At 37.0% G+C, this 26,021-nt stretch carries 27 protein-coding genes; 16 read left to right on the top strand and 11 right to left on the bottom strand.

The features are described 5' to 3' along the window. Positions 1 to 34 precede the first annotated feature (34 nt). Both FM071_RS04515 and FM071_RS04510 read right to left on the bottom strand, forming a co-directional pair. The gene (locus FM071_RS04515; RefSeq protein ID WP_193111824.1) at positions 35 to 721 is read right to left on the bottom strand and encodes a phosphatase PAP2 family protein; all 687 of its coding nucleotides are present in this window, start codon (positions 719 to 721) and stop codon (positions 35 to 37) included. Further along, on the bottom strand, positions 718 to 2,322 hold the full coding sequence (locus tag FM071_RS04510; protein ID WP_193111823.1) for a phosphoethanolamine transferase: 1,605 nt from the start codon (positions 2,320 to 2,322) through the stop codon (positions 718 to 720). The genes FM071_RS04515 and FM071_RS04510 overlap by 4 nt, the downstream gene beginning before the upstream one ends. Before the next feature lie 108 nt (positions 2,323 to 2,430). On the opposite strand from FM071_RS04510, the gene glmU reads away from it, so the two are divergent. Beyond that, positions 2,431 to 3,744, top strand: a complete 1,314-nt coding sequence (gene glmU / locus FM071_RS04505) for a bifunctional UDP-N-acetylglucosamine diphosphorylase/glucosamine-1-phosphate N-acetyltransferase GlmU (protein WP_193111822.1) — start codon at positions 2,431 to 2,433, stop codon at positions 3,742 to 3,744. Continuing rightward, entirely contained in the window at positions 3,741 to 4,241 is a 501-nt protein-coding gene (locus FM071_RS04500; RefSeq protein ID WP_193111821.1) for a DNA-deoxyinosine glycosylase, read from the top strand. Before glmU ends, FM071_RS04500 begins: the two co-directional genes overlap by 4 nt. Here FM071_RS04500 and FM071_RS04495 read toward each other — a convergent pair. After that, positions 4,230 to 5,036 carry an HDOD domain-containing protein gene (locus FM071_RS04495; protein WP_193111820.1) on the bottom strand — a complete coding sequence of 269 codons (807 nt, stop codon included), beginning with the start codon at positions 5,034 to 5,036 and terminating at the stop codon, positions 4,230 to 4,232. The two genes, FM071_RS04500 and FM071_RS04495, sit on opposite strands and share 12 nt — an antisense overlap. 235 nt (positions 5,037 to 5,271) lie before the next feature. Between FM071_RS04495 and coaBC the strand changes: the two genes are divergently transcribed. The 7 genes from coaBC to FM071_RS04460 are packed head-to-tail and all read left to right on the top strand — an operon-like array spanning position 5,272 to position 11,061. After that, positions 5,272 to 6,549: a bifunctional phosphopantothenoylcysteine decarboxylase/phosphopantothenate--cysteine ligase CoaBC gene (gene coaBC, locus FM071_RS04490; protein WP_193111819.1), complete on the top strand. Its 1,278-nt coding sequence runs from the start codon at positions 5,272 to 5,274 to the stop codon at positions 6,547 to 6,549. Next, positions 6,550 to 7,227: a di-trans,poly-cis-decaprenylcistransferase gene (locus FM071_RS04485; protein ID WP_193111818.1), complete on the top strand. Its 678-nt coding sequence runs from the start codon at positions 6,550 to 6,552 to the stop codon at positions 7,225 to 7,227. Continuing rightward, positions 7,227 to 8,048, top strand: coding sequence for a prepilin peptidase (locus tag FM071_RS04480; protein WP_193111817.1), 822 nt, complete (start codon positions 7,227 to 7,229; stop codon positions 8,046 to 8,048). Before FM071_RS04485 ends, FM071_RS04480 begins: the two co-directional genes overlap by 1 nt. Next, the gene (locus FM071_RS04475) at positions 8,048 to 9,067 is read left to right on the top strand and encodes an LptF/LptG family permease (RefSeq protein WP_193111816.1); all 1,020 of its coding nucleotides are present in this window, start codon (positions 8,048 to 8,050) and stop codon (positions 9,065 to 9,067) included. The genes FM071_RS04480 and FM071_RS04475 overlap by 1 nt, the downstream gene beginning before the upstream one ends. Beyond that, positions 9,067 to 9,777, top strand: coding sequence for a tRNA pseudouridine(38-40) synthase TruA (truA, locus tag FM071_RS04470; RefSeq protein WP_193111815.1), 711 nt, complete (start codon positions 9,067 to 9,069; stop codon positions 9,775 to 9,777). Before FM071_RS04475 ends, truA begins: the two co-directional genes overlap by 1 nt. 14 nt (positions 9,778 to 9,791) lie before the next feature. After that, positions 9,792 to 10,265 (top strand): iron-sulfur cluster assembly scaffold protein, encoded by a 474-nt coding sequence (locus FM071_RS04465; RefSeq protein WP_193111814.1) that lies wholly within the window; start codon positions 9,792 to 9,794, stop codon positions 10,263 to 10,265. Beyond that, positions 10,255 to 11,061 (top strand): iron-binding protein, encoded by an 807-nt coding sequence (locus FM071_RS04460; protein WP_226960584.1) that lies wholly within the window; start codon positions 10,255 to 10,257, stop codon positions 11,059 to 11,061. The genes FM071_RS04465 and FM071_RS04460 overlap by 11 nt, the downstream gene beginning before the upstream one ends. On the opposite strand, the gene FM071_RS04455 is transcribed toward FM071_RS04460, so the two are convergent. Continuing rightward, entirely contained in the window at positions 11,042 to 11,812 is a 771-nt protein-coding gene (locus FM071_RS04455; protein WP_193111812.1) for an ElyC/SanA/YdcF family protein, read from the bottom strand. The genes FM071_RS04460 and FM071_RS04455 overlap by 20 nt on opposite strands. Next, a complete protein-coding gene (locus tag FM071_RS04450) occupies positions 11,809 to 12,570 on the bottom strand; it encodes an alpha/beta hydrolase (RefSeq protein WP_193111811.1) in 762 nt (253 codons plus the stop codon). Before FM071_RS04450 ends, FM071_RS04455 begins: the two co-directional genes overlap by 4 nt. A gap of 44 nt (positions 12,571 to 12,614) precedes the next feature. Between FM071_RS04450 and FM071_RS04445 the strand changes: the two genes are divergently transcribed. Continuing rightward, entirely contained in the window at positions 12,615 to 13,352 is a 738-nt protein-coding gene (locus FM071_RS04445; RefSeq protein WP_193111810.1) for a hypothetical protein, read from the top strand. 18 nt (positions 13,353 to 13,370) lie between these two features. Here the strand turns inward: FM071_RS04445 and FM071_RS04440 are convergent, their stop codons facing one another. Continuing rightward, positions 13,371 to 14,492 carry an NAD(P)/FAD-dependent oxidoreductase gene (locus tag FM071_RS04440; RefSeq protein WP_193111809.1) on the bottom strand — a complete coding sequence of 374 codons (1,122 nt, stop codon included), beginning with the start codon at positions 14,490 to 14,492 and terminating at the stop codon, positions 13,371 to 13,373. 40 nt (positions 14,493 to 14,532) lie between these two features. Here FM071_RS04440 and FM071_RS04435 point away from each other — a divergent pair, with 40 nt between their 5' ends. Together FM071_RS04435 and FM071_RS04430 are read left to right on the top strand one after the other, a co-directional pair. Next, entirely contained in the window at positions 14,533 to 15,975 is a 1,443-nt protein-coding gene (locus FM071_RS04435; RefSeq protein ID WP_193111808.1) for an adenylate/guanylate cyclase domain-containing protein, read from the top strand. A gap of 1 nt (position 15,976) precedes the next feature. Next, the gene (locus FM071_RS04430; protein WP_193111807.1) at positions 15,977 to 17,092 is read left to right on the top strand and encodes a tetratricopeptide repeat protein; all 1,116 of its coding nucleotides are present in this window, start codon (positions 15,977 to 15,979) and stop codon (positions 17,090 to 17,092) included. A gap of 9 nt (positions 17,093 to 17,101) precedes the next feature. Here the strand turns inward: FM071_RS04430 and glyS are convergent, their stop codons facing one another. Next, the gene (gene glyS / locus FM071_RS04425; RefSeq protein ID WP_193111806.1) at positions 17,102 to 19,123 is read right to left on the bottom strand and encodes a glycine--tRNA ligase subunit beta; all 2,022 of its coding nucleotides are present in this window, start codon (positions 19,121 to 19,123) and stop codon (positions 17,102 to 17,104) included. A gap of 98 nt (positions 19,124 to 19,221) precedes the next feature. Here glyS and FM071_RS04420 point away from each other — a divergent pair, with 98 nt between their 5' ends. Together FM071_RS04420 and FM071_RS04415 are read left to right on the top strand one after the other, a co-directional pair. Further along, positions 19,222 to 19,854, top strand: coding sequence for a GW dipeptide domain-containing protein (locus FM071_RS04420; RefSeq protein WP_193111805.1), 633 nt, complete (start codon positions 19,222 to 19,224; stop codon positions 19,852 to 19,854). A gap of 100 nt (positions 19,855 to 19,954) precedes the next feature. Continuing rightward, the gene (locus FM071_RS04415; RefSeq protein WP_193111804.1) at positions 19,955 to 20,341 is read left to right on the top strand and encodes a class II SORL domain-containing protein; all 387 of its coding nucleotides are present in this window, start codon (positions 19,955 to 19,957) and stop codon (positions 20,339 to 20,341) included. Between the two features lie 46 nt (positions 20,342 to 20,387). On the opposite strand, the gene FM071_RS04410 is transcribed toward FM071_RS04415, so the two are convergent. Next, positions 20,388 to 21,977 (bottom strand): EAL domain-containing protein, encoded by a 1,590-nt coding sequence (locus FM071_RS04410; protein ID WP_193111803.1) that lies wholly within the window; start codon positions 21,975 to 21,977, stop codon positions 20,388 to 20,390. 88 nt (positions 21,978 to 22,065) lie between these two features. Between FM071_RS04410 and FM071_RS04405 the strand changes: the two genes are divergently transcribed. Together FM071_RS04405 and FM071_RS04400 are read left to right on the top strand one after the other, a co-directional pair. Next, entirely contained in the window at positions 22,066 to 22,725 is a 660-nt protein-coding gene (locus tag FM071_RS04405) for a uracil-DNA glycosylase (RefSeq protein WP_193111802.1), read from the top strand. Then, positions 22,722 to 24,047, top strand: coding sequence for a type 1 periplasmic-binding domain-containing protein (locus FM071_RS04400; RefSeq protein ID WP_193111801.1), 1,326 nt, complete (start codon positions 22,722 to 22,724; stop codon positions 24,045 to 24,047). Before FM071_RS04405 ends, FM071_RS04400 begins: the two co-directional genes overlap by 4 nt. Here the strand turns inward: FM071_RS04400 and FM071_RS04395 are convergent. Genes FM071_RS04395 through FM071_RS04385 form a run of 3 tightly spaced genes read right to left on the bottom strand, consistent with a single transcriptional unit; the run spans position 24,033 to position 25,919 of the window. Then, positions 24,033 to 24,410 (bottom strand): YbgC/FadM family acyl-CoA thioesterase, encoded by a 378-nt coding sequence (locus FM071_RS04395; RefSeq protein WP_193111800.1) that lies wholly within the window; start codon positions 24,408 to 24,410, stop codon positions 24,033 to 24,035. The genes FM071_RS04400 and FM071_RS04395 overlap by 15 nt on opposite strands. A 26-nt stretch (positions 24,411 to 24,436) precedes the next feature. Continuing rightward, complete coding sequence (locus FM071_RS04390) at positions 24,437 to 25,588, bottom strand: tyrosine-type recombinase/integrase (RefSeq protein WP_193111799.1); 1,152 nt, start codon at positions 25,586 to 25,588, stop codon at positions 24,437 to 24,439. Next, entirely contained in the window at positions 25,581 to 25,919 is a 339-nt protein-coding gene (locus tag FM071_RS04385; protein WP_193111798.1) for a hypothetical protein, read from the bottom strand. Before FM071_RS04385 ends, FM071_RS04390 begins: the two co-directional genes overlap by 8 nt. Positions 25,920 to 26,021: the final 102 nt, after the last annotated feature.

Raw genomic sequence — 26,021 nt, 5'->3', positions numbered from 1 at the left:
AAATTATTATGTAGAGGGAAATGGTAGCTTTTTTTTACAATTTTAAAATATGCAAAGAGCTTATCATTTTTGCGATAATCAATATAATAAGCCATGCGAGTATCATTGTGATGACCGTATGACTCAAAAAATGATCTCCAATAATCATCTTATAAAGCCCCATACTCCAACCTGTCACAAAACCTATTCCCAAACCAATGATTTTATTTCTTTTTTTCTTAAAAAGAAAAAACAGGCTCAAGAGTGCAAATCCACCACTTGCGTGTCCAGCAGGCCAGCATTTACTTCTTTTATGCGTGAGTGTAAACTCTTTAGGGTATTCCTGCCACACGGCAGTTCTTGGGTAGATTCCAGAATAATGCACTTCATTATATGGACACGGCATATTCGTCTCTTTTTTTAGTGTGCCTACAATGACAGGTACAAAAATAGCAGAAAGTATTACAATAACCATTCCTCTTTTATATTCTTGCACAATTCTCATTTTATAAAAAAAGAGAAGTGTTAACAAAAGAAGCACAGCAATAGCGATCAACAACTTTTTGATGCCGTCATAAAATATAAATCTATAGGGTTGTAAACTCGAATCAAGTATCCACTTATGTGTTGAAAAGTTATAAAATATATCCTGCACCCACAAATCCACATCGGTTATACCAAAAAAAAGTATAACCGCAGCAAGTATTAAGGATGTGAGAACAATCTGCCTATTGAGCGTCATTTTACGAGCATATCCATATCTTTGTCATAGACTTTTGTCTGGACATTGAAAATTCCAAGAAGCGTATCAAACAGATTGTCTTGAGAGTATGCTTTATGATTTCTCTCACGCAAAGCTTTGACAGCAGGATTTTCACGCATATGCTTGCCAAACCACATAACAGCGCCAATATGTGTCTGTGCATCAGGAGCCATAAAATACGGCAACCCATGCAGATAAACACCGCCCTCTCCCAGGCTCTCCCCATGATCAGCCATATAGATCATAGCCGTATCATAGGTATTATCATATTTCTTTAAAAATTTGATGACATTATCTAAGAAATAGTCCGTATATAAAATAGCGTTGTCATAAGCATTTTTGATTTCATCTTGCGTGCACTCTTCAAGTTGATTTGTTTTACAGGTAGGCTTAAATTTTTCAAACTCTTTTGTGTAGCGTTTGAAATAAGCAGGACCATGATTTCCCATCTGATGGAGAACAATAAGAATATCCTTACCTCTATTTTTTTCAATGAATTTGTCAAGTCCAACAAGCATGCCAACATCTCTACATTCTCCTTCAACACATACCGTGTTGTTTTGAGGAGTTTTATAATTTTCATATGGCACTCTTAAAGCAACACCTTTTGAATCGGAATTATTATCTCTCCATAATATGGCAATATCTTTTGTATGTTTGAGCACATCGAGAACATTTTCAGTAGTAATGCCTTTTTTATAGCTGTAATCTCCACGATCATATTTGGAGAACATACATGGCACAGATTCGGCAGTTGAAGTGCCGCAAGAGCTCATATTTGTAAAGTTTATGATCTCCTTCTCTTTTTCAAGAAGCGGGTTTGTATCTCTCTTATAGCCGTTGAGTGAAAAATGATCCGCTCGTGCCGCTTCACCTACGACCATTATTACAAGTTTCGATCGATTGTCATCAAGATTTTTAACGACTTTAGCATCTTCGCCGATTGGTTTGACTACAATAGGGCCACTGTTAAATGTTTTATGAATATATTTCCCTGTTGAATATATCCAGTAGGTAGGATTTACCGTAAAACGCAATGGTTTATGCTCACGTGCAAATGAAGTGTAATGTTTACTAAAAAGAAAGATAGACAGACCAATGACAACAATCGTAGTAACAAGTAACTTCAAACGTGAAATAAGTTCCGTTTTCAAACCTCTTTGTTCGATTTTCACCTTATAGACATAAAGAGAAGGCAATATCCCTAAAAGAGTAAAATAAAGAACCTGTTTGAATGTCAGGAGATCCATAGATTCATTGAAATTTGTCTGCATCATGTTACGAATCATACTCGCATCAATAATGACATGATAAGCGTTCATAAAGTAGTTCGTCAAAGAAGAGACAAGTAAAATGGTAATAATAATTGGTTTAATGGTCCATTTTGTACTTACCAGACTCAGAAGCAGTACAGTGAAAAAGAAATTAACAATAGCTGTAGAGGCAACAAAACCAAAGTTTTCACTCATCGGGTAAACTTTTATCAGGTTCGTAAAAAAAGCATAATTATCAAAGACAACTAAAAACAGGCTTGTCAGTAAAATAAGTTGTGTTTGCGTGAGTTTTGTTAAGGATTTCAAGGAAATGTTCTCTTTTTATAAAATTTTGCAATTATACAGTTTTAAAATGAATACTAAGTAAAAGAAAAAATGATAGAATTACACCATTATTTCACCTAAAGAGCATTTATGACAGAACAACAAATAAGTATAGTAATCTTGGCAGCCGGGAAAGGCAGCCGCATGAAATCAAACAAAGCAAAGGTATTGCACTCTATCAGTGGAAAACCGATGTTATATCATATCATCAAAGAGTCTAAAAAACTTTCTGATGACATTAGTGTTGTGGTCGCACATCAAAAAGATGCTGTTATCGAATCAATGCAGCACTATTTTGACAACATCAATTTTATAGAACAGGATGCCAAAAATTATCCTGGAACCGGTGGTGCTGTTATGGACATCGCACCAAAATATGACAAAGTCCTCGTTCTCAACGGTGACATGCCGCTCATCACAGCGGATGCGCTCAAAGGTTTTTTAGAACTTGAAGCAGATATCATCATGAGTATTTTCGACCTTGAAGATCCTAACGGTTACGGCAGAGTCATCATACGCAACAATCATGTCGAGTATATTGTAGAACAAAAAGACGCCGATGACGCCGAACTCAATGTCACGACTGTCAATGCCGGTATCTACGCTTTTTCAAAAGTTATTCTTGAACGCTATATTCCCGATCTTGAAAATGACAATGCACAGCAAGAGTATTATCTGACTGACATTATCGCCATGGCAAATGAGGATGAGTGTTCCATTGTACCGCTTCTTGTCGATGAAGAACATTTTAAAGGAGTCAATTCTAAAAAAGATCTCGCTGAAGCAGAGGTTATTATGCAGCGTCGCATAAGAGATCAATGGATGCGAGACGGTGTGAGCATGCAGCTTCCTGAGACTATCTATATCGAAGAGGGTGTTGTTTTTGAAGGAGAGTGCAGTGTTGAAAACAACTGCCGCATTACAGGTGAGAGCAAAATAATCAATTCTCACATAAAAGCCGGATCTGTTGTAGAAGATAGCATCATGCAAAACTCAGACTGTGGTCCTATGGCACACCTACGCCCTCTCACGCAGCTAAGAGACACTCACATCGGCAACTTTGTAGAGACAAAAAAAGCTACACTCACAGGTGTCAAAGCAGGACATTTAAGCTACCTTGGCGATGCCGATATAGATAAAGGCACCAATATCGGTGCGGGAACAATTACCTGCAACTATGACGGCATCAATAAATACAAAACCATTATTGGCAAAAATGTTTTTATAGGCAGTGACAGCCAGCTTGTAGCACCTGTAACCATTGGCGACGATGTGATGATAGCAGCGGGAACAACCGTTACAAGCGGAACTATTGAGAGTGGAAATCTCGTTCTAAGCAGAACGAAGATGCGTCTTGTAAAAGATTTTTATTATAAATTTTTCGGGAAAAAACAAGATACGTGACACTTGAACAGCATACGCTAAAGCCTGTTATTTTTCCTGATTCCAAAATTTTGATACTGGGCTCTTTTCCAAGTATCAAATCTTTGGAAGAAGGCTTCTACTATGCCCATCCACGCAACCAGTTCTGGCCTATTCTCTCGCAGATATTCAATGAAAAAGCAACTACAAAAGAGAAAAAAACTGCCCTTTGTAAAAAGCATCATTTAGCACTCTTTGACAGCGCTAAAAGCCTGCAGAGAGAAAAAGGGAATTCAAGTGATACAAACTTGAAAAATATAGAAGTCAATGATTTTAAAACACTTTTGCAAAAGTATCCAAATATAGAACTAATTCTATTTACAGGGAAAAAAGCAGAACAAATTTTTAATAAAAAATATAAATATCTACCAATTAAGAGAGTAACACTGCCATCAACTTCACCTGCTCACGCAAGTATGAAGTTTGAAGAGAAGCTGCAAAGATATAAAACAGCTTTTGAAGAGATTTTAAGCCTCTAAAATTTTTTCAAGTGCTTTTTCGTATGACTCCAGATCAAGATCAAACTCTTCTATTGTCTCTTTTGCTGTCTCGATAGACTCATCCGTGATCTCACCGTTTGGCATAACCGTCTCACGCACAGCTTTTAATTCTGCCGCCATTCTTTGTTCCTCAGGTCCAGTTCCTTCCGGATCATCACTGTAACGAATAATATGAACGACCTCAGGATCAAGGCCCCATTTATGAAAAAGTGTTGCAGTAACATCCGTAGTTTGCGCTCCACAAGCAGTTTTTTCTGCACTAGAGATATCTTCACCTGCTAAGAGTGCCTGCTGAATGATATCTACCTTATCATCTTCGACAAGTGTTTTAGCAATAATAACACGACCGATGTCAACTAAAAACGCTGCCGGTGCCAAAATGGCAAGATTTTTGGATTCTTTACGAATGAGCCAATTTATCGTTAAAGAGAGCTGTCTATCACAGGCAAGTGCAAACTCCTCTTTTGTCATATTGTATGGTGAAAGATCTATCTCAAAATTTGAATCTACTGCACTTGCAAGCACAAAAGTACGCACAGCATCTTTACCTAGCAATGAAATTGCCTGTTTAACACCAGTAATGTTGCTTTTAATCCCATAAGCAGGAGAGTTTACGATGCGAAGTATATTTGCCGTCAAAAGTGGATCTTTTTCTATTGCTTTTTGCATATCTTCAAATGTTGATTCCGAATCATGGTAAATTCTTTCAACTTCCTGTACAGACTCAGGAAGTGCCGGAATTGATTCTATATTTGCCAAAAGAGTTTTTGTCATGTTTTTCACCTTCTTATTGCTAATCTGTTTTTTACATTGTAGTGCAAGCACAATAGAATATTTCTCAACTAGTACTTAATTTGTTAATATTTCCGTTCAGTGTATACTCTCGTAACAGTTATTTTCAAAATAGCTTTTCCTAATTGTGCCTAGTTTTCAATATCACCCTTTAGTTAAAAGCAAATACAAATATAAGTATTTTTAGGTAAAATACAAAAAAAATAGAAAGATTTTTATGAATATTGCAAATGACTTACTTCAAGATAAAAAAATTCTTTTAGCCGTTACCGGTTCTATCGCTGCTTACAAATCACTTGAGCTCGTCAGACTTTTTGTCAAAGCAGGTGCAGAGGTGCGGGTCGTGATGAGTGAGAGTGCAAAAAAATTCGTAGCACCACTCACCTTTGAGACACTCACTTCCAAGAAAGTCCTTGACGATACCAATGAAGACTGGTCAACTGACTTTAACCATATTAAGATCACACAATGGGCGGACCTGATGGTAATTGCACCCGCAACGGCAAACACTGTTGCCAAACTTGCCAACGCCATTGCTGACAACATCCTGTTACAATGTGCTTTAGCTTACTCCGGTATGAAAATTCTTGCTCCTTCGGCAAATACCAATATGCTCCAAAACCCAATCACACAAGCAAATTTTAAAATGCTTGGTATTGCCAACTATACAATTCTCGATACACAGGTAAAAGAGCTTGCATGTAAGACGACAGGTGATGGTGCTATGGCTGAACCGCTTGACATTTTTTACCAAAGTGCACGTGAGTTGCTAAAAGATGAATTTTGGGTCGACAGACGCGTCATTGTAACAGGCGGCGGTACCATTGAGAAGATCGATGAAGTACGTTATCTCTCTAATTTTTCCAGTGGTAAAATGGCTTCTGCTTTAGCTACGGCACTCTATCTAAAAGGTGCAGATGTCAACCTCATAACAACACGATTTGATACAGACCTGCCGACAAATATGCATAAAATCGATGTGGAGAGTTCTCAGGAGATGCTGGAGTACCTTACAGACTCTATCCGCATCGCTAAAAAACCAAAACTTTCAAAACCGACACTTATGCGTGATGAACACATTCATCTTATAGAAAAACGACCTTATCTTTTTATGGCTGCTGCTGTCAGTGACTATGTTCCAAAATTTACACAAGAGGGCAAACTGAAAAAAGAAATTCTGGGAGACGAATGGTCTTTATCTCTAAAAAAGAACATTGACATTTTAAGTTCTATTGACAAAGACGGCATAACAGTGATCGGTTTCAAAGCTGAAATGAATGCACTCTCAGCCATCGACAATGCAGGAAAAATGTTGCAGGCTAAAAATCTTGATGCAGTCTGTCTGAATATTTTAGAGAATTCATCAAGTTTTGGCTCCGACAGCAACGCCATTGAGTTTATAACAAAAGAGCAAGTAACTTCAATTGCAAAAAATGACAAATTGAACGTCTCTTTTGAAATTCTCAACAATGCAAAAGAACTTCAAGAGTACTAAATGAATGCAGCAAAACATATAGCAATTATTATGGACGGCAACGGGCGCTGGGCAGAACTGCAGGGAAAAAAACGTGTAAAAGGTCATGAAGCCGGTGCCAAGATTGTCAAAGAGATAACAACATACTGCTCAAACAATGAAGAGATAGAACGTCTCACGCTCTATGCATTCTCTACTGAGAACTGGAAACGGCCTCGACTTGAAGTTGAGTTTTTAATGAAACTGCTTGATAATTATCTGAAAAATGAACTTGAGGTTTATCTTAAAAATAATGTCCGTTTTGAACCTATCGGTGATATTCGCGCTTTTTCCAAATCACTGCAAAAAACGATCATTACAGTTCAAGAAAAGACAGCACACTGTGACGGTCTTGTGCAGTCATTGGCACTGAACTACGGAGCACAGGATGAAATAGTGCGTGCAGTAAACAAACTAAGACATACTGAATCCGACATCACTGCACAGATGCTTTCAAATGCACTTGACTGTAATCATAATGTCGATATGTTGATAAGAACCGGAGGAGACAAACGTCTCTCAAATTTTTTACTTTGGCAGGCGGCCTATGCCGAACTTTTCTTTGTCGATACACTCTGGCCTGATTTTTCTATTAAAGAACTGGAAAAAATCATCAAAAAATTTAAAAAAGTCGAGCGAAGATTTGGGGGATTGAAATAATGGAATATAATTTACTACTGGCTTTTATCTTAGGGCTGCTGATTGGTTCGTTTTTAAATGTAGTTATTCTTAGAATACCACAAGGGGAAAGCATCGTTTTTGGTGCTTCACATTGTACCAACTGCGGCGAAAAACTAAAACCTTGGCATAATATTCCCCTGCTTTCCTGGTTGTTTCTGCGTGGAAAATGTGCTTACTGCAAGACACCTATCTCTATCCAATACCCTGTTGTTGAACTTGTCTCCGCTCTTATCTTTCTTGCTATCGCTGCGAAATACAGCATCTCTTTTGCCTCATTTTTCATCGGTATGAGCTTTTTAATGCTACTTGCCCTTTCAGTCATCGACTTTCGATACAAAATGATTCCCGATTCATTAAATCTTCTTGCTATCTTTTTTGCAGTTTTTGGAGCTTGGAATGTTCACGGAGTGGCAGAGAATTTTCAAAATGCACTTCTTTTTGCCGGGGGATTCACTCTGTTACGCTTTGCCCTCTCATACTATTTGACTTCCTCAGTTTTTCGAGCAGGTAAAAAGACAAAAACTTCATGGAACAAGCACTATGATAGAACACCTTTTATAGAAGCCATGGGTGAAGGTGACATTATGGTAGCTGCCACAATGGGAGCACTTCTTGGTATCAAGCTCGGTCTTGTCGCTATCTTTTTATCAGCTCTTTTGGCTCTGCCTGTTATGGTTATTATGCTTGGACGTTCAGCTGAGGAGCAACGTGTTCCTTTCGTACCTTTTTTAGCGATTGCGACATTCATCGTTTTTCTTTTTGATTCACAGATTATGGATTATATCAAGGCAAGCTACTGATGAAACGTCTCAGAAAGTACATACTCAACAATTTCTCAGCTCTTTTTCTCTCTATTTTTGTGCCGCTCTTTGCCATTGCATCTGTTATTTTTCTCATCAAGCTTGCAGCATATACAGCAATTATTCAGTTGACTATCTGGGAAATGACAAAACTTTATATCTTTATTCTGCCGCAACTTCTGTTTTATACACTCCCAATAACTTTTTTTGTGGCTGCGACGCTCTCACTCTTTAAGCTATCAAACGATAACGAGGTTATTGTATTGTTTGCACTTGGCATCAAACCAGCTTTTATTGTCCGTACATTCTTTTGGCCTGCAATACTGCTCAGTGCTGTTATGTTTTTTAATTTCATCATCATCACTCCACATGCGACAGTACTTTCCAAGAATTTCATCTCATACAAAAAGAGTGAAGCCAAATTCAACCTTTCAGCAAGTGAATTCGGGAACAGTTTTGGAGACTGGCTTTTGTACCTTGGAAAAAAGAATAAAGACGGCAGTTTTGAAAAGGTCTTTTTGTTCAATAAAAAACAAAAAGAAGAGATCCTCATTGCTGCAAAAAAAGCGCAGGTCATCAATGATGCAGGAATTCTACGCCTCAAACTGACAAATGGGCAAGGCTACAGTTACTCTACAGAAAAATTTTCACAAATCAACTTTAAAACGATGTTTATCAATGACACAATGAAAACTGACTTGATAAACTACAAAAAACCACTGCAATACTGGTTCGAAGAAAAGCTGGAAGGGCGAAAAAAACACCTGATGATACGAAATACGCTCATGAGCCTTTTTCCTGTTTTAACTCTTTTTCTAGTTGTCAGTTTCGGTATCGTTCAAGTCAGGCATCAAAAATCAAAGATATATCTCTATATGTTTTTAACAATTCTTTTTTTCTACGCAGGTCTTTTGGCAGTTGAAAAGCATCTTGGCTTTTACACTATTCCTGCCGTTGCTCTCTTTTGGCTTGGAGTCAGCTATATGTACTATAGAAAAACCATCGTTAAAAAGTTCTGATGCGAGTTGCAGTCACTTTAGCCTATAACGGCACACACTATCTTGGCTCTCAAGTTCAAAGAGATTTTACAAATACCATCTTCGGGGTATTTGAAAAAGCGCTCAAAGAGCTTGGAATCGAGCAGCGAGTTATCGCCAGCGGTCGAACGGACAAAGGGGTTCATGCGACCGGGCAAGTATGCCATTTTGACCTGCCGCCCTATTGGACTGACACAACAAAGCTTAAGCGCGTACTCAATTTCATGCTCCCCTCTTCCATCCGTGTTCGTATGGTAAAAGAGGTCAATGATGATTTTCATGCACGCTACAGCACAAAAAAAAGAGTTTACCGCTACATAATCAAAAATAGCGCAGTAACACCTTTTGAAGCAGATTTTGTTACTTCGATCACGAAAAAGATTAATATTGCATCATTAAATAAAAAAATGCAGCATTTTATCGGTGAACACGACTTCAAACATTTTAAAAAAAACGGCAGCGATGAAAAAACGACTGTACGTTTCATCTACAAAGCTTTTGCATATAAGCATAAAGGGTATATAATACTCAACTTCGAGGCAAACGGTTTTTTACGCAGTCAGATTCGTATGATGGTCGGTTCACTGTTCAAACTCACTGAAGAACAACTGTTGCAAAAGTTAACCCATACAAATCACAAGGTAGATTCTGCCCCTCCAAACGGGCTTTACCTTGCTAAAATAAAATACTAAAGGAGATATGAAGTATGTTTGAAGATGTCAAAATGCCGGAGGGAATGAGTCCGGAAGCTCTGGAGCATCTTATGTATCCAAAGAACTATGGTAAACTCGATGATGCTGACGGTGTCGGTGTTGCACTCGATGAAAAGACGGGAGAGTATGTCATTTTCTATACAAAACTAGACAATGAGCTTATTAAAGATGTAAAATATGCAACGAACGGCTGTCAGGACACTGTTGTTATCGGCTCTATGTTTACGGAGATGATTCTAGGTAATGATCTTGATTATGCGCAGCAGGCAGTGCAAAAAATGCATGAAAAACTTGGAAAACTCTCTCCTAAACAGCAAGTCTGTGCCGACATTGTATTTACGGCATTTATAGCTTCTTTGAAAAACAAAGAAAACAGAGACAATGGTGCGGATGAAGAACTCCATGTACTTAAAATGAAAGAGAGCTGCGAAATTCCCGAACAAGAAGGAGAAAATGATGAAAAATAGACTATATCAAACAAAACATGAGCTGTGGCTTGAGATCCTCTTTGCATCTTTTGCCATCAATGATGAAGCCATTAAGTCACGTCTCTATGATTTTTCTCAGATCGCTTTTCGACATATGAAATGGCTTGGAGAGTCGATTTTAGAAAATGGCGATGATTACAACTACGACAGAGATATGCAGCTTTTCAAAAGAGAAAGCAATTTTGATATCTTGGCGGCTCTTAAAAACACGCTCGAGTCTGCCGGCAAAATTTACCCTGAAAGTATCTTGGGTGAACGTATGACAACAGATGATGCCTATCTTTTGCAATACATCTCGGAACTTCTATCTGACAAAACAAATGACGCTGAGGTAACTGCCTTTAATATGCAGCGCAAATGGGAAGATCTCGATCAGGCTCAAATTGATGCCTTGACACTCTTTTTGTTTGAAGAGTCATACAAAGAGTATGAACTTATTCTTGTTTATGCCTATATGCAGGCACGAACTGACAATGTATTGCATTTCAACGTATTTCAGGACCTTGTAGATGAATCACACTTTCACTTGAAATCATTTGGCAATATGATGGCACGACTTGGCATTTTGGCACTGCCGCGTGAGCTGCATGAAATGACCTATGTCGTCAAAGACCTGGACAAGTTCGTCAAAGACGGTATTGCCGAAGAAGAAGCTGCAAAAGAGATGTGTAAAGAGCTCAGTGATGCCATCAAGGATGAAAAGCTCTCAAAATTCTTCAATTTTATCAATTATCAAGAGAGTTACCACATCGAACTTATGAAAAAACTCCTCTGAGCAAATACTTCACCTTTGCCCATGCTATTCCAATGTATTCATGGATAGCAAGGGTAGAGACAAAAAGTGCATGTGCGCTCGGTGCACGCAAATAACCTTGAAACTCTTGTTTATAAAAACTTGTCGGTGCAGCAATTGGATGCATACCGAGTGATTCAAACAGCATCATCGCTCTTGGCATATGCGAAGCCGATGTCACAAGCACGAACGGCTTATCTCCGACAACCATTTTGGTAAAAAGTGCTTCTTCCTTTGTATCTTTTGGCAGCGGATTGATGAGAATATCACTGCGTGAGACATTTAACTCTCTGGCAAGTCGTGCATTCATCTGTGCATTGCTGATATCTGTTTTTCCTTCATAACCTGTAAATATAATTTTGGAATCAGACATATGGTTGTGAATGATTATACCTTCAACAACTCTCTTGATTCCTGCATCAGAGATCTGTGAAGAGATAGGCTGTGACGGATCTGTGTCGTGTCCGTTTCCGAGTACATGAATGTAAGCAGCACTCTGTTTATAATCATATTTTGCATATTGATTTTCCAGCCCAGATACAAGATAGTTTGCAAACGGTGGATATGCAAAAAGCAGAAGCAGAAAAAAGGATGCAAGAAAGAACTTCTCGGCTCTGTTTTCATTTTTCGCATAAAAGTAGTAGATCCCAAGAGCCAACAATGTTAAAATCAAACCAACTGGTTCAAGGAAAAAAGATATAAATTTTTTCAGTAAAAATCCCAACTCACTCACGCAATCACCTCTTTTATTTTTTTCACAACACGTTCATCCCACAGCAACTCTTTATGATGCAAATTGTCAAACTCGACATAGTAAGCAAGATTCAGCACAGCTTTTTTCAGTGCTCTTGCATTTTCTATATAGATTATTTCATCATCACGACTGACGAAAAGATATGTCGGCACATCTACCTGTTGTATAAATTTTTTTGTATTGAAGCAGTATCTTAACACAGGTTTGAGGTTAATGCCAAATTTACTTTTTGTCAGTGATGCTATAGAATCAAAGGCACCAATCAAAAAAAGACCTTTTACTTTTACCTTTGTAGCGACATAAGCAGCAACACTTGAACCTATGGAAAAGCCAAGCAGATAAAAATCTCCGTAGTTCTTTTGCACAAGCTCAGCTATCTTCACACCGTCGCTCAAAAAGTTTTTCTCACTTGCCACACCATCGCTTTTGCCGTAAGAGCGATAATTGAAAGTGATGATCTGCGTATTTGGATAGAGCTTTGCAAACCTATTGATAAGTGCAACTGCATCATGACTACGTCCTACAAAAACAAGAAGCCTGTTTTTGTACTCTGTCGGTTCATAAATGACACCTTCAAGCTCAATTCCGTCATCTGTTACAATACTCAACGGCGTGCAGAACTCACATAAAGGCTCTTCTCTGTAATACAGAGGAGAAAAGATCATAAAATACTGCCACTGGTAAAAGACAAAAATAAGAACCAAGAGTGTAAAAATCATAAAAGCTATATAAATCATGTTGATAATTATAGTATAATTCGCAAAATTAAAAGGTTTATTATATGCAAGTATTTGGAAAATTCTCAACAAATTTCGATATGGATTATCTCGTAGAACAATATATCTACATTAATGAAAACGAAGATGAAAAGATCAGCGTAGCCGACCTTGAAAATATGCTCAAAAAAAAGCGCAAACATGTAGTAGGAACTATCTTTTTGTACAATCCTGAAGAGACACCGACAGGTTATAAGATGAGCCGCTTTTTACAAGATGAGGGATTTGACAAATATGACGAGTATGTCACCATTCAGGAAACACCCCGCATGTATGTCCTCAATGCCGCATTAAAAGAGCACTATAAAGGCAAACTAGTTGAGATTCGCTACCTCTTTAACTATAATCGTGAAAATATAGAACCCACACCTATTCTAGAAGAGTTTGATGCCGATTTAGACAAATTCACTTCAACGCAGCTGACTCGTTATGACCGTCATCTCAATTACATCGACATTCCAAATATTCGTCTTACCGGAAAATTTGTCTTTTTTGGTATGGGTCACAAATATGACAGGCACCACAAAAACATCATCGCATATGCAAGAGCACTCAGCGAGCACGTCAACAAGCTTGATAAAACAGTCGTCTTTATGCATGACAACAACTACGATGCCGAAGAATGTAAAGAAATCGCCTACTTTCTCTCCCCGTTTGCCACAGGAAAAATGCGCCAAATAAGAGCCAATGGGATCAAGGAAGTTTTTAAGACAATCCCACCACAGATAGTTAAGATCTCTTAAAAGCTTACCTTCCTATCCTCAAATCTTTTTTTTCGCCCAACGGGCAAAGAATCTTGCAGGGACTATTCTTTGGCTTATGTGTTTGTCACTTACGATGTAATCTTTTAATATTTTTGCCAGATAAGGGGCAAGAACAAAACCGTAACCTCCACTGCCGTTTATCATTGTAAGATGCGGATAGTAGAGAAAATTTTCAAAATCCGGTCTCTTTACGCGGATCTTCTTTTCACAGCACTCCAATGTCTCACGTGAGAGTACAAGTGGACCGACAAGCGGCATATAGTCATGCGAACCCGAACGCAGTCCCATGTAATCTTTCACTATTTCAACATCATCGATCTTCACTGTGCGTGAAGCTTTTTCAAGCAGTTCCTCTCTGCCCTGCTTTACATCATACGGTTCTTTGTTTATCTCTGGATGATAGTGAACATTATGTGTCGCACCAATCGCAGTTATGCCTTGATTCGTTGGTGAGATTGAAACGAACTGATGAATTGAGTAGGGATTTTCAAACGTACTTTTAACATCTATTCTATGTCCCCATACCCCACGCAGACCGATATATGGCTCATTTATGATAGTTTTGTATGCTCCTGTCGCCAAGACAACCTCACGTGCGGCATATGTTTCATTGATGAGCCAGTACCCATCTTCCCAGACTAAATCTTCTACATGCAATGTAACGAACTTTGCAGCAGCTATCATCTTCTGGCAAACACCTTTAGCGGCAACTACACCTGCATCCAAAGAAACATATTCTCTAACTCGTGCACTCTGCGTGAGAGAGTCCAAAACTTTTTGTTCGGGAATTTTTAAAGGAAGCGATGTTTTTTCTTTAAAAATTTTCAATGTTTCTTCTTCTACTTCATCTTTAGCAATATGCAGCAGTTGTGCTTTTGTAAAAAAGTTTTGAAAGTTTTTTTCATAATACTCCATAGAGTAGACAAAAGCATCTTCTATAATCTCCTTAAGTTCCCCTGCTCTAGAGAATTTCGGAGAGATGAAAGCACCGGCAGCACCACTGCCGCCGCTAGCCACACCTTCTTTGTCAAAAACTATGACATTTTTTCCGGTCTGTGTGAACTCATAAGCGACACTGCATCCGTTTATTCCTGCCCCGATTACTGCTACATCATACACTTTATAACTTTCCTTTAGAATTTTCAGGTAAAATAATAGAATGATTCGAAAAACTATTAAAGAGTTATTATACAGAGGCGGATTAAAATTAAAGCTTATCAGCTTTGTATTTGTCTCTATCTTTCTGGCTATCTCTGTACAAAACTACTTTATCATTCCATTTATAAAAGAAAACATTGAAAAAAAAGCATTTGAGGTCAGTTCAACGACCATTGAACGTATCTCAGATTTTTCTTCTTTTGCACTTTTAGAACGTACCTATGAAAATCGTCTCAGTCTTAACGATGCCATCGAACGGCTTAAAGAATCACACATTGATGGTCTGCTTGGCATATCTATTTATGAAAGACAAAAAAATGGTCAAAAAAACTACTTCCAATATATTTCAGGATTTGGGGAAAAAGTAAAAGATCTCCCTCTTGAGAAAGGCCTTCTCAAATACCTTCAGAACTGTAAAACAGAGCATGTTACCTATGATACTTACACTATAAAAACTCCAACACAGTCCATTGAAACTTATCGCTTCATACGCCCGATTCTCTACAAGTACAAGGGTGAAAACATCCTTCTTGGTTTTACTTTGCTCTATTATGACAAAAAAGCCATCTCGAAGATCATCGATCAGGTTCTTAATTATATATACACTATTGCTTTTATCATTTTACTCCTCTCGACACTCTATGTCTATTTTATAGGAACACGCGTCACCAAACCAATCTTAGAGATTACAAAAGCATCTTCTGAAATCACCAAAGGTAATCTTGACATCCATCTCGACATTCATACGAACGATGAGATTCAAAATCTTGCAAACCACTTTAATACAATGGTAAACTGGCTCAAAGAGAAAGATAAACTCCAGAAGTTCGTTTCCAACTCCACGGTAGATATGATTAAAAAATCTTCACACGAACCGGCTGCCTTAGGCGGAGAGTACAGAAATATGACCTTTTTATTCTGTGATATTAGAGACTTCACCTCTTTAAATGAGAAAAAAACACCGCAAGAGGTCATTGAAATCGTCAACTTTTACTTTTCACTTCAAGCGAAAATTATCAAGAAAAACAAAGGTGATATCGATAAATTTATAGGTGATGAAACAATGGCTTCATTTTCAGGAGAAGACGCCAGTCAACGGGCACTTCAATCTGCTATTGAAATCCAACAGACCATTCAAAAAGAGAATATTTTACGAAAAAATGAAAATAAAACCACTTGTCAGGTCGGAATCGGAATATCTAAAGGTCAGGTTATTGTTGGTAATGTCGGTTATGATGATCATATGGATTATACTGCAATAGGACTAGCGGTCAATATGACTTCCCGTCTCTGTTCTTATGCAAAAGGCGGTGAAATCATCATCGATAAAAAAACGTTTGCTCACTCTGGATACAAATGTAACTATACGCTTACTGAACCGTTATCTCTAAAAGGCATCACAAACCACGTCACAGCCTACTCAATTGAGAGCAAGGTGTCATAAGATGAAACTCTTTACTCTTTTTTCAGCTTTTTTATTGATATTTCTAACTGCCTGTGTTCCTTTGGAAAAAAAGCACACTACGGTTGTACAAAAAAAACAGATACATATTACAAAACTTAACAAAGAGGTCAAGGAACTTGATTCACATGATAAACGCCTTATCTACAAATCTATTAAAAATGAGATTCGTCTTCATCGAAAAATGGGAAACGAAGACTACAAATATGGATATTATTATGATGCCATCAAGGCTTATGAACTCGTAAACTTTTATGAAGGCTATCCTGCCATACCATTACAAAAGATAAAAGAGATTAAGGTAGAAGCGAAAAAAAGAGCCTACATTCATTATCAAAATGCCAAAAAATATCTCTACAAAGACAAAAAAAGAGCTCTCATCGAACTCAACAGTGTCATGATGAACAATCCTGAGTATAAAAACACGCAAGAACTCTACAGCAAACTCAGAAATGACAGAGCCATGCGCATATATATTCATTCACTTGAAAATTCTTTGGAAACAAAGCTTATAAACAACAAAGGAAGCTATCAAGAGTTAAAGGCTATAAAGAACAGTCTAAACAATCTTGCAAAGTATGACTATAAAAATACAAGCCTGCAAAAAGCGAGAGAACTCTTAAGGGAACAAAAAGAGATCTTACTTAAAAATGCCATTGCTATTTACAAAAAAGGCAATCTTAAACAAGCAAAACAAAAATTTCTCGAGATTTTATCTATTTACCCTGATGATGTTACAGCAGAAAAATACATGCAACGCATAGCTTTCAAACAAAGTAAAAAACACAATTTAGCCATGGCACAAAAAGCTCTCAAGCAAAACAACTATTTGGAATCCATTGACTATGCTAAAAAAGTCTTACAGTTGGAATCACAAAACAGGCAGGCGAAGCAGATCATAGCAAAAGCGAATAAAAGAGCAAAAGAAGCGGTAAACAGACTGGTGAATGAAGGAAAAAGATACTATAACAGCAAAAATCTCGATCAGGCAAAACAGTGTTTTGAAAAAGCTTTGAAGATAGATAAAACAAATAACACTTCACTCATCTACCACAAAAAGATACAAAGGCAGCTACGTACTATTAAAAGCCTGCAGTAATTATAAGAACTATATACTTACCTCTTTAATATCTGCAATAGTAAGAATACTTTTGTAAATGGAAGCAACAAGCATCTTTCTGTTGTTTTTCAATGCCTCATCTTCTGCATTTACCATGACATTATCAAAGAAAGCATCAAGCTCTGGTTTGAGTCCAAGAAGAGCATCGAGTTCTTCCTCGTACGAATCGTACGTTTTAGAAGAGACTTCCATATAACGCTTATAAAGTGCTTTTTCAGCATCCTCTTCAAGCAGATTCTCATCCACTGTTAATGCTTGCGTGAGGTTAATATCTTTCGTAATGTTTGCAACACGTTTAAAGGTAGAGCTTACTTCATCAAAACCTTCTGAATTCACTAGATTATCAAGTGCTTCTATCTTTTGTCCAAGAGCCAACAGTTCACGCTCGCCTGAAGAAAGTACCGCTTCGATGATAGATGGATTCACCTTGTAGTAGCGTTTGATTCGCTCAATGATAAAATTCTCCAGCTTTTCAAGATCTATTGAACCCTCATAATTTTTTGCAAGCTCTTTCATGTCCCTGACAATGTCAAATCTAAATCCATACTCATTGACAATGCGAATAATACCGTTTACAGCACGACGCAGTGCGAACGGATCACGTGAGCCTGTCGGAATCTCATTGACTGAAAACAGCCCAAGCAAAGTATCAAGCTTGATACTCATCGCTACGATAGCACTAAGTGGTGTTGAAGGCAACGCACTCTCTTCACCCTCGGGAAGATACTGTTCTTTAATGGCGATAGCTACAGCCTCTTTTTCACCTGCTTCTTTTGCATAATAATAACCCATAAGTCCCTGCAATTCTGTAAACTCATAAACCATTTCGCTCATAAGGTCAGCTTTTGCAAGTTCCATCGCTCGAAGCAGATCAGCTTTTGGAGTGTCGATATTATACTTTTCATAGAGTATTTCAGCTATCTTTGTCTCACGCACGATCTTATCTGCAATAGTGCCGAGTCCTTTAAAGAATGCCGCTTTTTCAAGTCCTTTTGTAGAAAGGCCGTTTTTGAGGTCATTTTCCCAAAAGAAAAGTCCATCAGCAAGACGAGGACGAAGCACTCTTTCATTTCCGGCGATGACCTCAGAGAAGTCATCAGTCAGTGCGTTGGAGACGACGACAAATTTATTGATAAGTTTACCATCTTTAAAAACAGGAAAATAGCGTTGATGCTCTTTCATCGAGGTAATGATGACTTCCGGCGGAAGTTGTAAAAACTTTTCATCAAATGAACCAAGCAGTGCTGTCGGATTTTCTGTAATGGCTACAACTTCGGCAAGCAGATCATCATCAACCTCGATTGTAAGCTTGTTCGCAGATTCAATCTTTTTAAAGTCGTTAAATATTTTCTTACGTCTCTCATCCTGATAGAGTGTTACACCGCCATTTTGAAGTGTTTGGAAGTAATCTTTCGCACCTGCAACAGCTACAGGATCAAAATTTGCAATGCGATGTACACGCGTTGTTTTTGCTGCATCTACTTCAAAAATCTTCATAGGAACAACTGTATCATCAAGCATAACATTTACCCAGCGAATAGGACGAATGAAACTCTCACGCAAGCTTCCCCAACGCATAGATTTTCCAAAATCAAGAGACTTCAGCCATCTGTCGACTATTTCCGGAAGCAGTTCACTTGATGGGCGTCCTTTGATGTCTTTTTTATAATAAAGTACTTCTTTACCGCCCTTTTCAGCCGTTGTCAACTCATCAAGAGATACACCACATTTTCGTGCGAAACCTTCTGCCGCTTTTGTCGGCTTGCCATCTTTATATGCCACATTTAAAGGTGCGCCAAAGAACTCTTCTACCGAGTCTTCTTGAGCTGTTTTAAACTCTCTATGCCAAAGAACCAGTCGGCGAGGCGTATAATAAAACTCAAATTCGCCTAAAAGCGCATACTCTTCTAAAATCTTTGCATATTTTTTTTCAATGTTTCTCAGTTCTTTTAAAAGTGGAACAGCCGGCAACTCTTCAACACCTATCTCAATTAGTAATGGTTTTAACATATTTGTACTCTTTGTGGATGATTTCTCTATTAATTGAGGCGATTTTATCTATTTGTTGGTTAAACTCTTGTTAAAATGCACCAAACAAAAGGAGAACTATGAAGAAACTGGCACTTGCATTACTACTCTCAGCAGGACTTTTCGCTGCAAACATTCATACGGCAAAAGTACTCAAAACCATGAACAGCGGCGGATATACTTACATTAAAGTAAGTGACAAAGGGCAAAGTTACTGGATAGTGATGACACAAAGATCCCTAAAACCGGGGGATACCATTAAATACTCTGAACAGGGGTGGATGCAGAACTTTCATTCCAAAACACTCAACCGCACATTTGACAAGATTCTTTTTGCAGCGGATGTTACTACACAAAAGTCACAAAAAACACCGGCAAAGCCAAATATTATGCACTCACAATATGAAGAAAAAGGCACACAGAGCATTGCCAAACTTTTTAAAGAAAGAACACAGTATGCAGGAACAAAAGTCACTGTCAAAGGAAAAGTGACAAAAGTTTCACAACAAATCATGGGCCGCAACTGGGTGCATATTCAAGACGGTAGCCGATATCAAGGTATGGATGATCTCGTCTTTACAACCAAAACAACACCGCCAAAAGTCGGCTCAATAGTGTATACAAAAGGTGTTGCTGTCAAAGACAAAGATTTCGGTTACGGATATTTTTATCCGCTCATAATTGAGCAGGCAAATTTCAGCTCTAGAAATTAAAAAAAACTTAATTAAGATAAACATTGTCTTATTTATGTTTTGCTAAAAGATTTTATAGATACAATAGCGCTATAATTAAAACAAACCAAAAGGATTTAATATGCCAAAGATTAACAAATATGTTGATATTGACACAGTAGAAAGAGAAGCAAAAAAAGATTTAATCGATCGTCACTCACCGTTCATCACAGTACCGGGTGTTGCTAAAAAAGGTGAAATGCTTGCAGTAAATGTGAAAATGGGTCAAGAGTACACTCACCCTGATGACTTCGATCACTACATTGAGTCTATCACACTTTTTGATGGTGACACTAAACTAGCAATGGCTACTTTCGTACCGGGAACACTTGGAAACGAAAAGTCTCACGCAGAAGTAACTTTCAACATCCGTCCAATGAAAAATAAACTTAACCTTGTAGCACACGGCTACTGTACAAAACACGGTATCTGGGAATCAACTCCTGAAATCGTAGAAGTTACTGAATAGTCAATTTCAGACTTCTATTTCTTATAAAGTTCCTCTTTTTGGAACTTTATTTCTCTTTATTCTTATCTTCAGTTAAACCCACAGAAGGCTCATCAATATAAAATCCTTGTGAATAGTCTATTCCAAGCTCTTTTACTTTATCCATCACCACACTTGAATGAACATACTCGGCAATTGTCTTTATGCCCAATTGTTTTGCGAATTCCACAATCGTTTTTACAACGATAAAAGAAGCTTCATCAATATCTATATTTTCTATTAAAGTACCGTCTATTTTTATGTAATCGGCATTGATTTTTGTCAAATAAGAAAAGTTCGAGTATCCGCTCCCAAAATCATCTATGGCTATTTTTGCACCATAGCGCGCAACCTCTCCGATAAATCTGTCCACTTTTTTATAATCTTTCACTGCTTCAGATTCAAGCAGCTCAAAGGTAACCCTGTTTGCAACAGAGCGGTTGTTTTTCAATTTATTGATAATAAAGTTGAATATTTCACTGCTCATAATATCTTCAATGGAAAGGTTTACACTAAATTCATACTCGCTCTTCTCAAACATTTCAAAAGACTTGTCTATAATGAGTTTTGTTACTTCATTATAGATCTTTGCAGTTTTTGCTATGGGGATAAAAAGCATTGGAGAGAGAATTTTTTCGTTATGATCCACTAGTCTTGCTAGACATTCGTACTTAACAATCTTAGACGTTTTGTTATCCATAATCGCCTGATAATAAGGCACAACTCTCTTATTGTCAACAGCTTCTCTAACAACATGAGAAAGTTCAAGGTTTCTTCTGTACTCATCCTCAAAATTCATTCTGTCTTCATATATCCAAAAAGGAACGCCCTGTTGTTTTGCATAGATAAGTGCCATAGAAACTTTTGAAAAGATGTTTGTATTGTCACGGTTTGAGGATGATGCCAAGGTAAAATCTACATATATTTTTGTATCCTGATAAACTATCTCTATATTTTTTATCTTCTCATAAATCTCTGTAAGATAATCTTTAAGCTGATAAAATCCTAAACGAGAATCAGTGATAATACCATATTCAGCTCCTGAGAGTCTATAAACCTTATGTTCATGAAGTATCTCTTTAAATAACTTACCGACATATTCCAATACATAATCGCCGACAACAAAACCGTAAAAGTTATTTATAGCTTGAAAATTATCTATCTTGAGTAAGATGAGTCCGGCATCATCATAATTTTGCATATCTTTTCTTAACTGATAAAGATTAGGCAGATTTGTCAGATGATCAGTGAAGTAACGCTGAAAGAGCTGTACCCGATACTCCTCTAAACTCTGTTTTTTATTATAGTTGTCAATACAGAGTTCTTTGAGTATCTCATCGCTTATGTGTTTTTCATCATCGGTTTTTATTGTAAAAACAGTTACAGATGTAATCACTTTATTATCATGTTTAAGAAGTACAATCTGTGCTTGAGGTATTGTTTTTTTAAGTTCTTTAAGCAGATTTTGAACCAAAACGGTATTATGGATATAAGAAACTATATGAACAAGCACCTTATTTTTTTCGAGGAGTTTTATCTGCTGAACAATGTCTTCAACTTCAACTGATGATTCTAATTGAAAATTGTTTATCTCTAGTTTATCACTCTCAACAGGCATGTACCGCTCCAAATCTTTCTTACAAGTATCATATCATATTTTTTTGACATAAAGTAGAGTTTAACTCGATTTAAACTATACTTCTTCAATGAAATCCTTTCAAAATCTAATTCTTTTACAAAATCTTTATAGACTTAAGTCTATTGGGTATGAATATATCGACCATTTCACCATTAATGAAAAAAGAAATTATGAACAGCCAAGTTCACTCGATGAACTTCTTCACAATGTACATAACTGCCACCTATGTGATCTTAGTAAATCGCGGACACAAAGTATGGGCGGCTATGGAAATGCAAATGCAAATCTTGTTATAATTGACTATCTGGTATCGCAGGCTCAAGACAGTGCAGACAGTTACTATGTCGGTCGCTCCGGTGAGACGTTAAAAAACATGATTGAAAAGGTCTTACATCTCAATATCAACGATATTTATGTCACACATGCCATAAAATGCAAGCCTTTACAATCAAACAAGCCGTCCCCTTCGGAGTGGAACTCTTGTAAAAGTTATCTTTTTTCGCAGTTGGAGTTCATCAAGCCGAAGGTAATAGTGACACTTGGTGAAGAAGCATATGCACATCTTACAAATGACACTGCAGATAACTTTGAAAACGTCAGGGGTCACGTTATAGACTATAAAGATTATAAATTGATTCCGATATATCATCCCCAGTATCTACTGCGGAATCCTGAACTAAAAAAAATTACTTTAAATGATTTACATACTATAAAGAGTTGCTTATGAAAAAATTACTGTTTTTAACACTGCCGATCATTCTCTTTGCACAAAGTTTTATGATCTCCAACATTCCTCTTCCAAAAACTTATATTCAGGACTTAGATCCTTATGAGTGCGATGACTCCTGTATGCATGAGTATTTGGATAATGGAATGATCTTTTCTTTTTTGGCTCACGCAGACACGAAATTAACTGATAAAGAGTTGGATGAAGCCAGAACCATGAACATCGCAATCTTCAATATAGGCGCTTTCAATGCAGGAGGAAAGCTTAAAATCGCTCTGCTTCTGCCATACAAAAAAATTGGGAAATATGCTTCTTCAACGATCAATGCGAGCTTTGCCTATCTGATGACAAAAGGCAACCCGTTTTCACTAAAAAGCTATAGAGTAGAAAGTGAAAATATAGAAGATCTCAGCGCTGCACTTCGTAAAATTCAAGATGACGGTTTTGATTATGTAATCGCACCTGTTACAAAAGAAGGTGCTACAAACATCATCGATATCGATCCAAATCTCAACATTTATTTTCCAACAATTAACAAAAATGACATCCAAAGCAGTTCTCCATACTATGTTTTTGGCGGTATTGACTACAATGCGCAGAGTAAACTCCTTCTCAAAGAAGCTGTCTCGCCGCTTATCATATTCTCCGACAAATCACAGACAGGAAAAAAACTGGCACTTTATCAAGAAGAAGAATTCTTACATCCAAAACAGACCATAGATGAAAAAGTAGAAGAAAACGGCATTTTCGGCAGTTTTTTCAACTCATCGGCAGCCAGTGACGAAGCAGCAGATAAAGAGACCGTAGAGAATGAAGATGCCAATGCAAGTGAAAAAAAAGTTATTAAGTATTTTATCTCACGCAGAACTACCAACCTCGAACACTATCTCAAAGAGAATGAAGATATCATCAATGGTTCATTTTTTATAAATACTCCTATCATTAAAAGTGGTATGATCTTATCGCAGTTAACGCTCTATGATACAAATGCAACAAACATTCTTTCTACGCAGATAAATTATGATCCGTTGCTGCTTTCCATGACACAGTATATAGATAGAGAAAAAATGGTTGTTGCAAACTCCATCATCAAGAACAACAGTGTTCTTATAGAAACAAATTCACTTCTTGGTAATGACATAGTCTATGACTGGATCAATTATACGACAACTATCGGTGTAGATTATTTTTACAATCAAATCACAGGTGATGATAAAGATTATGATATCAATGTGACCGATAATCAAATGGTATACGGCATAGAGCTTTTACGCCCCGGAATATCAAGATTTCTTCCCTATGTATCCTCACGTGAAGAGTGATAAAACAAGTGCTTTACTCGTTTCATCGAGTTTTTGTACTTTACCTTCAAAAGTGATATAAACAAGCAGTATCTCAAGTTCAAATATCTTGACATCATCTCTGTAAATAGTCTGTCGTAGAGAAAAAGAGGCTGCTTTCATCTCCAAAAGTTCACTTTTCACTTCAAGAAGATCTCCAAGTTTTGCACTTGTATAAAAGTCAGCTGTAACTTTACGCGCGACAAAATGCCCGCCTTCCAAAACAGGTGTCAGACCTTTGTCAAAAAAAGCCTCACTTCTTGCCCGCTCGCAAAAATTCAGATAGTTTGAATGGTACACAACCCCACCGGTATCTGTATCTTCGTAATAGACTCGTATTTTCACCTTATAACCCCCTATTTATAGATACCTTAAACACTTACTTCTTCTATCGTGCCCAAAATCGTGCCCATTTTTTCAATTTTCTTAAAACGCATATCATCATCTTCCTGTATAAACTTCGTATATATTTTTAAAGTAATAGATACATCTTTGTGTCCAAGTATTTTAGACACCCAAACAATATCTGCACCCTTACTAATCATTTGAGATGCAAATGTATGACGCAAATTATACAGCTTTCTTACTTCTACACCACTTTTTTGCAATATTTTTTTAAAATTTACACCTATTATATCATGGGAATAAAATTGTTTATGGAAACTACTCAAAAATACGAACTCATGATGACCTGTTAATTCAAATTGCCTTTGCAAATATAGCTCAGCCTGTGGTAACATATCTACAAATCTATTCGATGAATATGTTTTCACATCTCCTTCGTTTCCTCGTACAACCGTTTTATTAATCCGTATAAATTTTTTCTCAAAATTAATATCATTCCATTTAAGTGCAACTATCTCACCCGGTCTCATTCCAGTACTAACCATTAAGAAAATGAAATTCTTCATATATCCATATGCTGTATGAGAAATCTTTATAAGCTCTGTCTCTGTGAATGGATTTATATCTTCATCAATTTTGTGTTTTAGTTTTGGTGCCTTGACAAATGAAAGAGGATTCTCCTGTATCCTTTTGTATCTAACTGCTTCTGTTAGTATGGAGAACAAAACAGAACGAAACTTTTGCACAGTTAAGTGTTTATAGTTTTGCAATAATTGAATTTGCCATTTATCCAGCTCTTCAATATCTATATCAACTAATTTTTTATCTCCAAACAATGGAGCAATATGCTTGTTATAATGTGCAATATTTTTATCGATAACATGTTCTCTTACTTCCTTACGGGCTCGTTGCATGTCAAAAAACTCTTGAGCAAATTCATTTAAAGTTTGCTCTGTTTTATCTGTTTTCATTGTCTCTTCAATCTTATGACCCAACCCTATGATTATATCTGGAATAATCTGTTTTTTAATCACTTTTAGATTATCTTGATTAGCTGACAATTCAGTTGATCTACGAATTCGTTTCTTTTTCCAATAAAAATCCAACCACCATTTTTTATGACGCTCGAAAATTGTAAATTTTATATCTGAGTAAATATATTTAAATGATTTAGCCATTTTTAATCACCATAAATTTTGATGCTGTTGGGTGCATTTTATGCTTAGTACCTTTAATAACGGATCCTTTTTTTAACTCTCTTTTGCGTTTTGCTTCTATTACACCATCCGGAATAAATTCTTTCACACCTTGTTCATTGTAAAACCATGCTTCTCCTTCAATCAGGCGTCCATCTTGCGTCATTGTCTCCACAGTCTTTGTGCAAACACCTAAAAACTTTGCTACTGCTTTTTTGGTTGTTAACGACTCAATTACAAGTTGCAATAATTGTCTTTGAATTTTCAACTCATCTTTCATATCCAATAAAACTTCTTCAAGTGAATCTAACATCTTCTCCTCCTATTTTTCATTGCAATCTGATACATTAGATGTACTATAGTAATCTACAGCTATCTGATCATTATGTCTTGCTTGAGTATCTAAAGAACTAGT

Origin of the sequence: Sulfurimonas paralvinellae (assembly GCF_014905135.1) — a bacterium.
Classification (GTDB): domain Bacteria; phylum Campylobacterota; class Campylobacteria; order Campylobacterales; family Sulfurimonadaceae; genus Sulfurimonas; species Sulfurimonas paralvinellae.
This window is presented reverse-complemented; position numbering and strand designations above follow the sequence as displayed.

What these genes read in the sequence shown, in the direction of transcription:
- truA (WP_193111815.1), top strand. Translation starts at nt 9,067, where the DNA reads ATGCGAGTTGCAGTCACTTTAGCCTATAACGGCACACACTATCTTGGC.
- FM071_RS04460 (WP_226960584.1), top strand. Translation starts at nt 10,255, where the DNA reads ATGAAAAATAGACTATATCAAACAAAACATGAGCTGTGGCTTGAGATC.
- FM071_RS04450 (WP_193111811.1), bottom strand. Translation starts at nt 12,570, where the DNA reads ATGATTTATATAGCTTTTATGATTTTTACACTCTTGGTTCTTATTTTT.
- FM071_RS04390 (WP_193111799.1), bottom strand. Translation starts at nt 25,588, where the DNA reads ATGGCTAAATCATTTAAATATATTTACTCAGATATAAAATTTACAATT.
- FM071_RS04385 (WP_193111798.1), bottom strand. Translation starts at nt 25,919, where the DNA reads ATGTTAGATTCACTTGAAGAAGTTTTATTGGATATGAAAGATGAGTTG.
- FM071_RS04475 (WP_193111816.1), top strand. Translation starts at nt 8,048, where the DNA reads ATGAAACGTCTCAGAAAGTACATACTCAACAATTTCTCAGCTCTTTTT.
- FM071_RS04515 (WP_193111824.1), bottom strand. Translation starts at nt 721, where the DNA reads ATGACGCTCAATAGGCAGATTGTTCTCACATCCTTAATACTTGCTGCG.
- FM071_RS04480 (WP_193111817.1), top strand. Translation starts at nt 7,227, where the DNA reads ATGGAATATAATTTACTACTGGCTTTTATCTTAGGGCTGCTGATTGGT.
- FM071_RS04400 (WP_193111801.1), top strand. Translation starts at nt 22,722, where the DNA reads ATGAAAAAATTACTGTTTTTAACACTGCCGATCATTCTCTTTGCACAA.
- FM071_RS04410 (WP_193111803.1), bottom strand. Translation starts at nt 21,977, where the DNA reads ATGCCTGTTGAGAGTGATAAACTAGAGATAAACAATTTTCAATTAGAA.
- FM071_RS04465 (WP_193111814.1), top strand. Translation starts at nt 9,792, where the DNA reads ATGTTTGAAGATGTCAAAATGCCGGAGGGAATGAGTCCGGAAGCTCTG.
- FM071_RS04430 (WP_193111807.1), top strand. Translation starts at nt 15,977, where the DNA reads ATGAAACTCTTTACTCTTTTTTCAGCTTTTTTATTGATATTTCTAACT.
- FM071_RS04405 (WP_193111802.1), top strand. Translation starts at nt 22,066, where the DNA reads ATGAAATCCTTTCAAAATCTAATTCTTTTACAAAATCTTTATAGACTT.
- FM071_RS04495 (WP_193111820.1), bottom strand. Translation starts at nt 5,036, where the DNA reads ATGACAAAAACTCTTTTGGCAAATATAGAATCAATTCCGGCACTTCCT.
- FM071_RS04445 (WP_193111810.1), top strand. Translation starts at nt 12,615, where the DNA reads ATGCAAGTATTTGGAAAATTCTCAACAAATTTCGATATGGATTATCTC.
- FM071_RS04485 (WP_193111818.1), top strand. Translation starts at nt 6,550, where the DNA reads ATGAATGCAGCAAAACATATAGCAATTATTATGGACGGCAACGGGCGC.
- FM071_RS04420 (WP_193111805.1), top strand. Translation starts at nt 19,222, where the DNA reads ATGAAGAAACTGGCACTTGCATTACTACTCTCAGCAGGACTTTTCGCT.
- glmU (WP_193111822.1), top strand. Translation starts at nt 2,431, where the DNA reads ATGACAGAACAACAAATAAGTATAGTAATCTTGGCAGCCGGGAAAGGC.
- FM071_RS04415 (WP_193111804.1), top strand. Translation starts at nt 19,955, where the DNA reads ATGCCAAAGATTAACAAATATGTTGATATTGACACAGTAGAAAGAGAA.
- glyS (WP_193111806.1), bottom strand. Translation starts at nt 19,123, where the DNA reads ATGTTAAAACCATTACTAATTGAGATAGGTGTTGAAGAGTTGCCGGCT.
- FM071_RS04435 (WP_193111808.1), top strand. Translation starts at nt 14,533, where the DNA reads ATGATTCGAAAAACTATTAAAGAGTTATTATACAGAGGCGGATTAAAA.
- coaBC (WP_193111819.1), top strand. Translation starts at nt 5,272, where the DNA reads ATGAATATTGCAAATGACTTACTTCAAGATAAAAAAATTCTTTTAGCC.